At 68.4% G+C, this 12,427-nt stretch carries 13 protein-coding genes; 1 reads left to right on the top strand and 12 read right to left on the bottom strand.

The features are described 5' to 3' along the window. Positions 1-3: 3 nt before the first annotated feature. From ABZ863_RS19615 to ABZ863_RS19565, 11 genes are all read right to left on the bottom strand, one after another. A complete protein-coding gene (locus ABZ863_RS19615; protein WP_358537454.1) occupies positions 4-1,197 on the bottom strand; it encodes an amino acid ABC transporter substrate-binding protein in 1,194 nt (397 codons plus the stop codon). Between the two features lie 308 nt (positions 1,198-1,505). After that, on the bottom strand, positions 1,506-2,204 hold the full coding sequence (locus ABZ863_RS19610; RefSeq protein WP_358537451.1) for a hypothetical protein: 699 nt from the start codon (positions 2,202-2,204) through the stop codon (positions 1,506-1,508). Beyond that, entirely contained in the window at positions 2,201-3,103 is a 903-nt protein-coding gene (locus ABZ863_RS19605) for an ABC transporter ATP-binding protein (RefSeq protein WP_358537448.1), read from the bottom strand. The genes ABZ863_RS19610 and ABZ863_RS19605 overlap by 4 nt, the downstream gene beginning before the upstream one ends. Further along, on the bottom strand, positions 3,100-3,462 hold the full coding sequence (locus ABZ863_RS19600; RefSeq protein ID WP_358537528.1) for a GntR family transcriptional regulator: 363 nt from the start codon (positions 3,460-3,462) through the stop codon (positions 3,100-3,102). Before ABZ863_RS19600 ends, ABZ863_RS19605 begins: the two co-directional genes overlap by 4 nt. Positions 3,463-3,574: 112 nt before the next feature. Further along, a complete protein-coding gene (locus ABZ863_RS19595) occupies positions 3,575-4,201 on the bottom strand; it encodes a potassium-transporting ATPase subunit C (protein WP_358537445.1) in 627 nt (208 codons plus the stop codon). A gap of 5 nt (positions 4,202-4,206) precedes the next feature. After that, complete coding sequence (gene kdpB / locus ABZ863_RS19590) at positions 4,207-6,306, bottom strand: potassium-transporting ATPase subunit KdpB (RefSeq protein WP_358537442.1); 2,100 nt, start codon at positions 6,304-6,306, stop codon at positions 4,207-4,209. Next, positions 6,303-7,961 (bottom strand): potassium-transporting ATPase subunit KdpA, encoded by a 1,659-nt coding sequence (gene kdpA, locus ABZ863_RS19585; RefSeq protein WP_358537439.1) that lies wholly within the window; start codon positions 7,959-7,961, stop codon positions 6,303-6,305. The genes kdpB and kdpA overlap by 4 nt, the downstream gene beginning before the upstream one ends. 1 nt (position 7,962) lies before the next feature. Then, positions 7,963-8,064, bottom strand: coding sequence for a K(+)-transporting ATPase subunit F (gene kdpF, locus ABZ863_RS19580; RefSeq protein ID WP_358537436.1), 102 nt, complete (start codon positions 8,062-8,064; stop codon positions 7,963-7,965). A 286-nt stretch (positions 8,065-8,350) separates the two neighbouring features. Next, on the bottom strand, positions 8,351-9,319 hold the full coding sequence (locus ABZ863_RS19575; RefSeq protein ID WP_358537433.1) for an SDR family oxidoreductase: 969 nt from the start codon (positions 9,317-9,319) through the stop codon (positions 8,351-8,353). A 97-nt stretch (positions 9,320-9,416) separates the two neighbouring features. Continuing rightward, the gene (locus tag ABZ863_RS19570; RefSeq protein WP_358537430.1) at positions 9,417-9,710 is read right to left on the bottom strand and encodes a DUF202 domain-containing protein; all 294 of its coding nucleotides are present in this window, start codon (positions 9,708-9,710) and stop codon (positions 9,417-9,419) included. After that, on the bottom strand, positions 9,707-10,063 hold the full coding sequence (locus ABZ863_RS19565) for a DUF202 domain-containing protein (RefSeq protein ID WP_358537427.1): 357 nt from the start codon (positions 10,061-10,063) through the stop codon (positions 9,707-9,709). Before ABZ863_RS19565 ends, ABZ863_RS19570 begins: the two co-directional genes overlap by 4 nt. 212 nt (positions 10,064-10,275) lie before the next feature. Between ABZ863_RS19565 and ABZ863_RS19560 the strand changes: the two genes are divergently transcribed. Further along, entirely contained in the window at positions 10,276-11,229 is a 954-nt protein-coding gene (locus tag ABZ863_RS19560; protein WP_358537424.1) for an excalibur calcium-binding domain-containing protein, read from the top strand. A gap of 27 nt (positions 11,230-11,256) precedes the next feature. On the opposite strand, the gene ABZ863_RS19555 is transcribed toward ABZ863_RS19560, so the two are convergent. Beyond that, on the bottom strand, positions 11,257-12,366 hold the full coding sequence (locus ABZ863_RS19555; protein WP_358537421.1) for an alpha/beta fold hydrolase: 1,110 nt from the start codon (positions 12,364-12,366) through the stop codon (positions 11,257-11,259). Positions 12,367-12,427: the final 61 nt, after the last annotated feature.

Raw genomic sequence — 12,427 nt, 5'->3', positions numbered from 1 at the left:
GGCTCACCACGCGGGCTTCGGGTAGACGAACTCGGCTTCGCCGGCGTCCTCCGGCAGCACGATCTTGATCTCGCCGTCCACGTACTGCTGGATCAGGTGCGCACTCTGCGGCCTGCCTGCCTCGTCCCAGCTGAGCGTGCCCACGACGGTCTCGACCTCGTTGTTCCGCAGCCAGTCGATGAGCTGGCGCTGGCACTCGGTGTCGGGGCTCGCGCACCCGGCGGCCTCGACCGCGGCGGCGACGACCTGGCCGGTCGTCCATGCGTTGGCCTCGTCCTCGGTGGGCGTGTTTCCGTGCTTTTCCTGGAAGTAGTCGACGAACACCTCGTTGGACGGGTAGCCGGCCTGCGTCGTGTAGCCGGTCGGCGACAGGATGCCCGTGGTCTGCTGCCCGATCGCCTGTGGGAACTCGGGGTTGGTGGGCGCGGTCGAGAACGCCGCCAGCTCGGGCTGGTAGTTGAGCTGCCGCAACGCCACGATGAGGTTCACCGCGTCCTGGTACTGGGTGCCACCGACGACGATGTCGGCGCGCGAGTCGGCGATCTTCGCCGCGATCGAGCCGAAGTCGGTGGTGTTGGGCGGGTAGACCTCGTCCACCACGGTGCGGATGCCGCCGGCCTCCAGCTTCTCCTTGAGGCCGTATGCGGTGCCCTGCGCGAACGGATCGTCCATCGCCGCGTACGCGGCGGTCGACGGGCGCTGGTCCTCCGGCATAGCGAGGATGTACTCGGCCAGGTGGTTGTAGTGGTCGTCGGCCACCGCGGGTGCCGCGTAGAACAGGTTGTCGAAGCCCTGCGTGAAGACCTCCTCCGCCGCACCTGCCGGTTCGACGAAGAGGTAGCCGTAGTCCTGCGCGACCTGGGCCGCCGGCACCACCAGACGGGTCGAGAACGGCCCGAAGATGAGGTCCACCCTGTCGGTGTTGATCAGCCGCTCGTAGTCGGACGCGACCCGGTCGGCGTTGGACTGGTCGTCGAGGATGATCAGCTCGACCTGCCTGCCCAGCAGACCACCGTTGGAGTTGACGTACTCGGCCCAGGTCTCGTACCCACGCTGGACGCCCTTGCCGGGCTCCGAGAAGTCACCTGTCAACGGCAGCGAGATGCCGATCCTGATGGGGCCGTCGTCCTCATCAGCGCCGCTCTGGGCCGAGTTGTCGCTGAGGCAGCCCGTGAGCACGAGGGCCGCGGTGGCCATCAGCGCTCCGAGCCGAAGTCTGTTCGCAATGTGCATGATCCACCCGCCGTTGGGTCTCTCCATGTAAGCGCTTTCGTAAGCGCTTTCAGCGAGCATATGGAGCAAACCGCCCGGGATCAAGAGGTGTAACGGAGATCGTGACGTTGCGCCCTGTGCTATGTCGCGACAGCGAGTGAACGACAGCTCACTGACCGCTTCAGTCCGTGCACACGAAGGCGGTGGCGAGGCCGCCACGCGACCTCGCCACCGTCGTCCCCCGACAACGCCCGGTGGGCGTCAGTCCATTGTGGAGTCTGAGCGCCGTGGCATCATGCGGTCGCCCTGCGCAGCGTCAGATAGCCCGCCCCGGCCAGCAGGGCGGCCAGCACGAACGGGTAGCCGACGAACAAGGCCAGTGCCGACTGACCGGCGAAGAACTCGCCGACGGCGGGCCACCAGCGCTGCCACGTGATGAGGATCGCGGCCAGGCTGAGCGCTCCCCCGGCGCCGATCGCCAGCACCCACACACCCAGCTGGCCCCAGCGCTTGAACACCACACCGAGGAACACTCCGAGGAAGGAGACGAACAGGAACGGCACGGTGTAGACGAGGATCTGCAGCAGTGGGTTGCTCACGTCGAGGAACGGAATCTGGAAGACCTTCAGCCGCAGCCACCATCCGTCGGTCCCGCGCTCCAGCAGGCTCAGCAGGTAGAGCAGAACGCCGTAGCCGAGCGCCTGTGCTGCCACCACCACACTCGTCGCCTCGAAGAACGTGCGCCGGGTGACACTCAGGCCCAGCGCGAACGGGAACACCTGGGTCATCGTCTGCAGGTGCACGGCCAGCATGACCCCGTAGATCGAGATCACCGCACCGGTGATGTTGCCATCCGGTGGCGCCGCGTCGCCGATCGCGGCGAAGAGCGCGATGTTCGCGGCGAGCACGAGCAGAAGCACCAACACCGGGAGGCCGAGAACGGCCGGGGCGTTGACCAGTTGGATGCGGACGACCCGCCACACGCGGCTCATGCGCGCTCTCCGTTCCCGTTCGCGGCCCCGGCGAGTGCACGCTCACCGGCGGCGTGTTGAGTGGAACGAACCACGAGCTCCTGTAGCGACACCGGTGCGAACTCGAGGCCGTCCGCGCTCTGGCCGGGGCGTACACCCTCCAGCGTCACGCGGAGGAACCCGGCCAGTTGCTCACGGTGCAGCACGACGTGGCCGCGGGCGAACTCCTCGACCGCTTGCGCAGGCCCGGTCACCGTCACCGCCCGCGAGCGCAACAATTCGGCCTCCTCATCGAGCAGGATCCGCCCCTTGTCGATCAGCACGACGTGCTCGATGAGGTCACTGACCTCGTCGATGAGGTGGGTGGAGAGCACGATCGTGCGCGGGTGCTCGGCGTAGTCGGCGAGCAGCCGGTCATAGAACGTGTGCCTGGCCACCGCGTCCAGGCCAAGGTACGGCTCGTCGAACAACGTCAGCGGGGCCCGCGCGGCGAGCCCGATGGTCACGCCCACCGCGGAGAGCTGGCCCCGCGAAAGCTTCTTGATCCGCCGCTTGAGCGGCAGCGCGAACTCTTCGATGAGCTGGTCCGCGAGGTGCTGGTCCCAGTCCGGGTAGAGCAGCCGGGCAGCCGCGAACGCGTGCCGAACGGAAAAGGATTCCGGATAGTGCTGCGACTCCTTGATGAAGCAGATCCGGCGCAGTACGGCCTCGTTCTCGTACGGATGACCACCGAACACCTCCACCTGACCGGAGGTCTCGAGCTGCTGGCCGGTGAGGATCTGCATCAGCGTGGTCTTGCCGGCACCGTTGCGGCCGAGCAGGCCGTGGATGCGGTTCGCGGCCAGCTCGATGCCGACCCCGTCGAGTGCGGCGAAGTCGCCGTACCGCTTGGTCAGGCCCCGTGTCCGCACGGCGTTCATGCCTCGTCCTTCCAGGCGTCGATCATCTTCTTGAGGTCCTCGGCGTTCATTCCGAGCTTGCGTGCCTCTGTCAGCAGCGGTTCGATGAACGCCTGGCCGAACGACTCCTTGCGGCGTTCCAGTAACACCTCGCGTGCCCCGGGCACCACGAACATCCCGATTCCCCTTCGTTTGTAGAGCAGCCCGTCGGCCACCAGGCGGTTCACCCCGTTCGCGGCGGTCGCCGGGTTGATCCGGTGAAAAGCGGCGAGCTCGTTGGTCGATGGCACGCGGGTGTCCTCCGGCAGCGAGCCGTCGATGATCGAGTTCTCGAGCCGCTCCGCGATCTGGAGGAACAGCGGCCTGCCGTCGTCGCTCATCTCGGCACGCGCCGTGCCTGACGTCCACTCAGGCACCCTGGTTCATTACTCATGTAGTGAACCATGACACCGAGTGGGTCCGGCTGTCAATTACTGTGGCGCAGCTCGCCGGCTACGGCGCTGGACGGCCGGTGGCGGCCGCCTGCACCGCAAGGTTGAGCCGGAGCACGTTGACGGCGGGCTCGCCGAGCACCTCCAGCCCCCTGCCCGTGGTGTTGTCGGCCACGAGCCGGCGTACCAGGTCCTCCGGCAGGCGGTTCTCCCGCGCGACCCTGGGCACCTGCAAATCCGCGTATGGCGGGCTGATTCCGGGATCCACGCCCGAGCCCGAGGCGGTGACCGCATCCGGCGGAACCTGGCCCGGTGCCACGCCCTCCCTGCGCGCGATGGCCTCCTGACGTTGCCGCACCGTGGCGACCAGCCCCGGGTCGGCCGCGCCCTTGTTCGATCCGCCGGAGGTGGAGGGGTCCCCCTGGCCCAGCGGCTGGGACGCGCTGGCCGACGGCCGGGTGTGGAACCACGGGTCGTGGCTGGGGTCGGCGGCGACGGGGTCGACGCCGATGAGGCCGGAGCCCGCGGCGCGACCGTCCACAGTGACCACTGAACCCTCCGCATTGGACCGCAGGCCGGGAAGGCGGCTCACCGCCCAGGTCGCCAACGGGTACAGGATTCCGACGATGACGGTCAGCACGAGGAGGATCCGCACACCGGCCCAGGTCTGGGCTGCCAGTGTCTTCATGTCGGTCACATCCCCGGGAGTAGCCGGACCAGCAGGTCGGTCAGCCAGATGCCGATGAACGGCGTGATGATGCCGCCCACCCCGTAGATCAGCAGGTTGCGGCGCAACAGCGCACGCGCACTCGAAGGCCGGTACCGGACGCCGCGCAGTGCCAGTGGGATCAGGGCAACGATGATCAGCGCGTTGAAGATCACCGCCGACAGGATCGCCGAGCTCGGCGAGTGCAGCCGCATGATGTTCAGCGCCGCCAGCTGCGGGTAGATGCCGGTGAACATGGCAGGCAGGATCGCGAAGTACTTGGCGAGGTCGTTGGCGATGCTGAACGTGGTCAGTGCGCCGCGGGTGATCAGCAGCTGCTTGCCGATGCGGACGATGTCGATCAGCTTCGTCGGGTCCGAGTCGAGGTCGACCATGTTCCCGGCTTCCTTGGCCGCCATGGTGCCGGTGTTCATCGCAACGCCGACATCGGCCTGTGCCAGCGCGGGCGCGTCGTTGGTGCCGTCGCCGGTCATGGCGACGAGCCTGGCGCCGTCCTGCTCTCGCCGGATCAGTGCCATCTTCTGCTCGGGCTTGGCTTCCGCGAGGAAATCGTCCACACCGGACTCCTCGGCGATGGCCTTCGCCGTCAGCGGGTTGTCCCCGGTGATCATGACGGTCCGGATGCCCATCGCGCGCATTTCGGCGAACCGCTCGCGCATCGCCGGCTTGACGACGTCGGAAAGCCTGATCACGCCGAGGACATCGGTCCCCCCGTTGGCCCGCTCGGCGACGAGCAGTGGAGTCGCACCGTCGTGCCCGATCCGGTCGACGATCGCGGTGGCCTCCTCGGGAACGGAGCCGCCGTGCTCGGTCACCCAGGCCAGCACCGCCCCCGCCGCGCCCTTACGCACCATCCTGCCGTCGAGATCGATCCCGCTCATCCTGGTGTGCGCGCTGAACGGCACCACGTTCGCCGCCTGTTCCCGCGCGCCTGCCGACTCGGCCAGTCCGTACTCCCGGGCGCACAACTCCACAATGCTGCGGCCCTCCGGGGTCTCGTCGGCCAGGCTCGACAGCCGCGCGGCCGCGGCCAGCTCCGCGACAGTGTGCCCGCCGACCGGGAACAGGTGAGTGGCACGGCGGTTGCCGAACGTGATCGTGCCGGTCTTGTCCAGCAGCAGGGTGCTGACGTCACCCGCTGCCTCCACCGCACGCCCCGAGTTCGCGAGGACGTTGCGCTGCACGAGCCGGTCCATCCCCGCGATGCCGATCGCCGAGAGCAGGGCGCCGATCGTGGTCGGGATCAGGCACACCAGCAGCGCCGTCAGCACCACCACCGACTGGAGGCTGCCCGAGTAGCGCGCCATCGGCTGCAACGCCACGACCGCCAGCAGGAAGATGATCGTCAGCGTGGCGAGCAGAATCGTCAGCGCGATCTCGTTCGGTGTCTTCTGCCGGGACGCGCCCTCCACGAGCGCGATCATCCGGTCGACGAACGACTCGCCTGGCTTCGTCGACACGTGCACGACGATCCGGTCGGAGAGCACGGTCGTCCCGCCGGTGACCGCGGACCGGTCACCACCGGACTCCCGGATCACCGGGGCCGACTCGCCGGTGATGGCGGACTCGTCGACGGTGGCGATGCCCTCGACGACATCGCCGTCACCGGGAATGGTGTCACCGGCCTCGACGACGACCAGGTCGCCGATACGCAACTGGGTACCCGGGACGCGTTCCTCGCTGCCGTCGGTACCCAGGCGCCGCGCGATCGTCTCCTTCTTGAGCCGCCGCAGGGTCGCCGCCTGCGCCTTGCCCCTTCCCTCGGCGACGGCCTCGGCCAGGTTCGCGAACAGCACCGTGAACCACAGCCACAGCGCGACCCCGATGGTGAACCAGCCCGGCTCGGCGGCGGCGAACACCGTCACGAGTACCGACCCGACCCACACCACGAACATCACGGGGTTCTTCAGCTGGTGCAGCGGGTTCAGCTTGCGCAGCGCGTCGGGTAGCGAGATGAGCAGCTGGCGCGGGTTGAACACGCCTGCCCCCACCCGGCCCGCGTTCTCCACGCGATGCTGGGTCGCCTCCTCCGGTGTGCGCCGGGGACGCTCGTGAGTCGTCGTCATGCCAGTGCCTCCGCGATGGGGCCGAGCGCCAGTGCGGGGATGAACGTCAACGCGGCCACGAGCACCACGGTGCCGCCCAGCATGGACGCGAACAGCGGGCTCGTGGTCGGCAACGTGCCCGCGGTCTCCGGGACCTTCCGTTGCGCCCCCAGCGAACCGGCGAGACACAGCACGGCGAGAATCGGCACGAACCGTCCGAGCGCCATGCAGACACCCAGTGTCGACTGGAACCAGCCACTCGTGACGGTGATGCCGGCGAACGCGCTGCCGTTGTTGTTGCTGGCCGAGGTGTAGGCGTAGAGCAGCTCGGAGAAGCCGTGTGCGCCCACGTTGTTCAGCGCCCCCGTGGTGGCCGGCAGCAGCAGGGCCGCGCCGGTGCCGAGCAGGACCACGGTCGGCATGGCCAGTATCGACACCGCGGCGGCCGTGACCTCACGTCTGCCGAGCTTCTTGCCCAGATACTCGGGGGTTCTGCCGACCATCAGGCCGGCGAGGAACATCGCGATGATCGCCAGCACCAGGATTCCGTACAACCCGGTGCCCACCCCGCCCGGAGAGATCTCGCCGAACATCATGTTCAGCATGGGCACACCGCCGCCGAGTCCGCTGAAACTGTCGTGCATCGCGTTGACGGCACCGGTCGACGTGCCCGTCGTGCTGTTGGCGAACAACACCGACGCCGGTATTCCGAAGCGCTGTTCCTTGCCTTCCAGACTCGCCCCCGCCAACAACGCCGCCGGGCCGTTCGGGTGCGTCTCGGCCCACCACGCCACCGCGAGCATGGCCGCCCACAGCACGGTCATCACCGACAGCAGCACCGTGCCCTGCCGCTTGTTGCCCACCAGCACACCGAACGTGCGGGTCAGCGACACCGGGATCACCAGCAGCAGGAAGATCTCGATCAGGTTGCTCCACGAGTTCGGGTTCTCGAACGGATGCGCCGAGTTGGCATTGAAGATGCCACCGCCATTGGTCCCGAGTTCCTTGATGGCCTCCTGGCTCGCGGCAGGCGCGAGCGCGATCGTGCTGTGCGATCCGTCGGGGTTGGTCACGGCGACCCCGGATCGCAGGCTCTGCACGACCCCCAGCGCGATGAGCACGATCGCGAACACGAACGAGATCGGCAGCAGGATCCGCAGGACACCCCGGGTCAGATCCACCCAGAAGTTGCCGAGGCGGTCGGTCTGAGCCCGCACGAAACCGCGGACCAGCGCCATCGCGACAGCGAGACCGACCGCGGCGGAGGCGAAGTTCTGCACCGTCAGGCCCGCCATCTGCACCACGTGACCCATCACCGTCTCCGGCACGTAGGACTGCCAGTTGGTGTTGGTCACGAAGCTGATCGCGGTGTTGAACGCGACGCCGGTGTCCACGGTCCGCCCGAAGTTCAGCGGCAGCAGCGGCTGCAGCCGCTGGAGCAGGAACAGCAGGAGCACCGAGACGAACGAGAAGCCGAGCACCGCGGTGGCGTAGGTCTTCCAGTGCTGCTCCGAGTCGGGACTCACCCGCCCGATCCGGTAGATCAGCCGCTCGACACGCCAGTGCCGCGTGTCGGTGAACACGCGGGCCATGTAGTCGCCGAGCGGTCTGTAGACCAGTGCGAGCGCGATGAGCAGAACAGCGACCTGGACAAGGCCCGCGGCGGTGTCGGACATGTCAGAACTTCTCCGGCCGAATCAACGCCACGAAAAGGTAACCGAGCAACAACAACGCGAGCACCACGCCGACAACATCGGCCAATGCCCCACTGCCGCTCATAACCGCTCCAGACCCCGCAATATCAGAACCAGAGCCGCGAAAATGCCGACTGTCAGCACGACATAAGCCACGTCAGCCATCCGCGTGCCCTTCCGTTCTCGCGGAGCAATCAATGGCCCCCTCAGCGCGATGGTCACCGCTCAGATCTACCCACCGGAGTCGCACTGACAAACCCTTGACGCCGGCGATTCGAGAGTTGACGTTTCCCTCACGACCGAGCCGGGAGGAACGGGTGAAAAAGCGACCTGAAACGTCGGCATTCGGCGACCATCGGCCGGCCGGGCGGTCAGCCCGTGAGGTAACCACCGGAGGCGTCGACATCGGTGCCGACGACGGCAGCGGCGTCGGGAGTGCTCAGCCACATGATCACCCGCGCGATCTCGTCGGCATGCACGATGCGCCTGATCGGATAGTCCTGGGCGATCTGCTCGTAGGTCATCCCGAACGCCTCGGCGGCCCGGCGCAGCATCGGTGTGTCGACCGCCCCCGGAGCGAGCGCGTTGATCCGGATGCCATCGGCCGCGTACTCCAGAGCGGCCACCTTCGTCAGCGAGGCGACCGCATGCTTGCTGGCGTTGTAGGGCGCGATCGTCGCGAAGCCCACCTCCGCCGAGATCGACGCGGTGTTCACGATCGCGCCACCTCCTTGCGCCAGCAGGTGCGGCAGCTCGTACTTCATGGCCAGGAAGACACCGCCCGCGTTGGTCCGCCAGACGTCCTCCAGATCGGCCATGGTCTGCTCGTGCAGTCGCACGGCGCGCGGGCTTTCGACGCCCGCATTGTTGACGGCGATGTCGAGCCGGCCGTGCCTCGCGACGCAGGCCTCGACGAAGCGCCGCACGTCACCCTCGTCGCGCACGTCGGCATAGTGGTAGGTCGCCGCGCCACCGGCCGCGCGGATGCTGTCCTGCACCCGCCTGCCGAGTGTCTTCCTGCGACCGCAGAAGAAGACACTCGCCCCTTCCCTGGCCATGGCCCTGGCCGTCGCCTCTCCGATCCCGGACGTCGCGCCGGTGATGAGCACGACCTTGTCCGCGAACCAGCTCACTCGTTGCGGCTGTCCTTCCGCCGCCGCGGCCGGTGCCGCGAGCATCGTCGCGCCGACCCCCGCGGCACCGGCCGCAAGCATGTTCCTGCGCGAGAGCCTAGCGCGTCCCTCGCCACCTGCACCGTTGTTTCCCATCCGCTTCCACTCCCGCACCGTGATCGTGATCGTGACGCGTTCACGCAACACCGGCACGGTCCGTGCGTCCAATACCCGCTCCGATAACGTCCCGGCATGACCAGTCACGCACTGTCCGGTGTGGACTATCCGAACGCATCTGTACTAGTACAGATGTACAGAAGCGTGCCTACGCCGGGTTCATGAGCAGTTGCACGGTGATCAGTACACCGGCCAGCACCACCGCGCCGACGGTGGCCAGCAGTAGCCGGCGGGCCGTTCCGGTGCCGGACGGCACCCTCGACAGGATGAAGGTCATCAGCAGCACGACCACCAGCAGCGTCCCGGCAACCAGGTCGAGCAGGGCGCCGTGAAGCACGCCGTTGCGCAGGGCAAGCACCGCGACGACCCCGGCAGCCAAGCCCGTTCGTTGCCAGGCGAGCGCTGTCCGCTCGGGCTGCAGCCCCGGGTCCCGGGTGCTCATCGGGTGTGCAGTAACACGACCACCACCACGGCGACCCCGGCCAGCGCCGCCACGACGCCCACCACGAACGGCAGCCAGGTCATCGGCAGCGGGCGGCCGTGCCGCATCGCCCGCTGCACCTGCGCCCACCGGCGGTACGAGAACGCCGCCAGCACCGTGCCCGTCACCGCGAGCAGCACCGCGAGGCCGGTGCGCACCCCCGCCACCGAGAACGCGGGCACCAGCTGGGCCAGGGCCACCGCACCGGCGAGTAGGGCCAGCGCGGTGCGTAGCCATGCGAGGAACGTGCGTTCATTGGCGAGCGTGAACCGGTAGTCCGGCTCCTCGCCTTCCTCGTACCACCTCGGAGTCACGAGGGCTATCTTTGCCGCCCGCGGTGCGTGCGGGGACATCGGGTGGGTCGAACCCCAGCCGCCAATGCCGGTCCACTGTGGATGAGCCGGACGAGTCGGTAATTCACGGACAATGGCGGCTTTTCGCGAAATCGATATCATTTCGATCTCGCCGTAACGGTCCAGTCCATTTCTCGATACACGTATGCCGACAAGCTTTTGGGGGTCACACCGTGATCGAGAATTCGTCGTCGGGCCTGGTGATGCTGCGATCCGAAGTCACGGTCGTGGTCACTCGCGAGGAGCACCATCAGCCCGCCCTGGCTCGCTATGCCGTGCCGCCAGGCGGGCAGCGCCGCGTTGCCGTCGAACTGGGCTGGTGCGTTATCGGCTCGGGAAAGTACCGCGGCGAAAGCGCTATCGAGGTCCGCCTCGACGGTGTCCGCATTGGTGAGCTGACCTTCGCGATGTCACAACGTTACGGGCCTCTGCTCGCGCAGGTGAGCGCGCAGAGCGGCAGAGCGGGCTGCGAGGCGCTGATCCAGGAGGGCCGCAACGGGCTCGAGGCCGTGCTCCGCCTGCCCAAACACACCGGCGAGGACACGGTACCCATGAGACCGGTCCCCGCACCGGCGCAGACTCCACTGCCCACCGCTGCCATGCCTGCCATGGAACGAAAGCGCCGCACCATCTTCTCCTCGCGCCCCGCATGGATCGCCGCGACGATCGCCGTCATCCTGGTCATCGCCGCGCTGGCCGGCCAAGACGACGACAGCCCGCCGTCGAGCACGGCTGCCGATCTCACGACGGCAACAACGACCCGCCCGCCCACCACACAGCCCAGCAGCACCCGTCCCACCACGACGACACCGCCGCCGACCACCACGACCACGACGGTCGCGCCCGCCGCTCCCCCACCTCCAGCGCCGCGCACGACCACACGACCCCCCGCCCCGCAACCGCCACCCCCACCGGCGCCGCCCGAACCCGAGCCGGCCCCAGAACCCGAGCCCGAACCCGAGCCGCAATGCGATCCCAACTACAGCGGCTGTGTCCCGGTGGCCAGCGACGTCGACTGCGCGGGCGGCAGTGGCGACGGCCCCGCCTACGTGACCGGCCCGATCCGCGTGATCGGTACGGACATCTATGACCTCGATCGCGACGGTGACGGGATCGCCTGCGAGTAATCCGCTGTGGACACTCGCCGCGCGAGGTCAGTGGCTCCCAGACAGGAACCGGGTGACCTCGGTGAGGAACTGACCGCGACCGCGTTGCATGCGGTCGAGGTGCGCGAAATGCGTCGCCTGCGCCAGTTCGACGGCACGCACAGCCGGTGCGTGCACCAGGTGCTCCTCGAGCAGCCGGACGTCCTCGGCCCTGCTCCAGAAGTCGTACTCGCTGCGCAGGATGAGCGTCGGCGCGGTGATGAGGCTGGCGTCCCACAGCTGCCGGCCGGTGGCCAGGTAGAAGCTGTCCTCCAGCGCGCCGCTCGGGGCGCGGAAACTGGCGGGGCTGCGGCTGTCGCTGGTCGGATCGGACTTCAGCGCGGCCCGCACGTAGGCGTTGACGACCGCGGGATCTCGCCAGGTGGTCTTGTCCTCGACCGGGATCGAGCTGTCCCATGACGGCAGCAGGCTCTCGGCGGTGTTGAGCCGGTAGGCACCGTAGCGGCCGGCATTGAACTGGCCCGGCCGGTTCGGATCCTCGTAGCCGCTGCCCCGGCCCAGGGTCGGGTGCTCCGGATTCGGCCCGTAGAGCGTGTTGTACAGCACGAGCCGGCTGACCCAATCCGGGTAGGCGGCGGCATACTGGCCGAGCCAGTGCCCACCGGTCGCCCAGCCGAGCAGGGCCACCTGCCGGCCCCTGCCGATCCGGTCCACCACCGCGGCGATGTCCCGGACGACGGCGTTGGACCGCACGGCGGGCGGGTTGGCCTCGGGCGGGTTGGCCTCGGGCGGGTTGGCCTCGGGCGGCTCGGCCAGTGAGGGAGGCCGGGTCGAACCGCCGTACCCCCGCGCGTCCATCACATAGACGCGGTGTCCCGCTCTGGCCAGGTCAGCGGCCAGCGATCCCCCGGCGACGGGAAGGTCGAAACTCGCGACACCGGGAACGCGCGCACCGTGGAGCAGCAGCACCGGCGGCGTGTCCCGCGGCCCGCCCGGGGTGCGGACCTCGCGCACGGCGATGCGGACACCGGGATCGCTGGACACGTGGAAATCGGTGCGGATGAGCCCCGTGGCAGGGCGGTCGGTCCCGATCGCGGGGGCAGCCGTGCCGGGCAGGGCGGCGACCGCGATCACGGCCGCGGTGAGCAGTCTGCGCATGCCTCGATCGTCGATCTTCTCCTCGCCATCAATAGGGTTAATAGGCGAAGACAGCGGCATT

Source organism: Saccharomonospora sp. NPDC046836 (assembly GCF_040645195.1).
GTDB lineage: Bacteria > Actinomycetota > Actinomycetes > Mycobacteriales > Pseudonocardiaceae > Prauserella_A.
This window is presented reverse-complemented; position numbering and strand designations above follow the sequence as displayed.

Excerpts from the sequence above, each read along its gene's own strand:
- ABZ863_RS19615 (WP_358537454.1), bottom strand. The coding sequence starts at position 1,197 with ATGGCCACCGCGGCCCTCGTGCTCACGGGCTGCCTCAGCGACAACTCG.
- ABZ863_RS19610 (WP_358537451.1), bottom strand. The coding sequence starts at position 2,204 with ATGAGCCGCGTGTGGCGGGTCGTCCGCATCCAACTGGTCAACGCCCCG.
- ABZ863_RS19605 (WP_358537448.1), bottom strand. The coding sequence starts at position 3,103 with ATGAACGCCGTGCGGACACGGGGCCTGACCAAGCGGTACGGCGACTTC.
- ABZ863_RS19600 (WP_358537528.1), bottom strand. The coding sequence starts at position 3,462 with ATGAGCGACGACGGCAGGCCGCTGTTCCTCCAGATCGCGGAGCGGCTC.
- ABZ863_RS19595 (WP_358537445.1), bottom strand. The coding sequence starts at position 4,201 with ATGAAGACACTGGCAGCCCAGACCTGGGCCGGTGTGCGGATCCTCCTC.
- kdpB (WP_358537442.1), bottom strand. The coding sequence starts at position 6,306 with ATGACGACGACTCACGAGCGTCCCCGGCGCACACCGGAGGAGGCGACC.
- kdpA (WP_358537439.1), bottom strand. The coding sequence starts at position 7,961 with ATGTCCGACACCGCCGCGGGCCTTGTCCAGGTCGCTGTTCTGCTCATC.
- kdpF (WP_358537436.1), bottom strand. The coding sequence starts at position 8,064 with ATGAGCGGCAGTGGGGCATTGGCCGATGTTGTCGGCGTGGTGCTCGCG.
- ABZ863_RS19570 (WP_358537430.1), bottom strand. The coding sequence starts at position 9,710 with ATGAGCACCCGGGACCCGGGGCTGCAGCCCGAGCGGACAGCGCTCGCC.
- ABZ863_RS19555 (WP_358537421.1), bottom strand. The coding sequence starts at position 12,366 with ATGCGCAGACTGCTCACCGCGGCCGTGATCGCGGTCGCCGCCCTGCCC.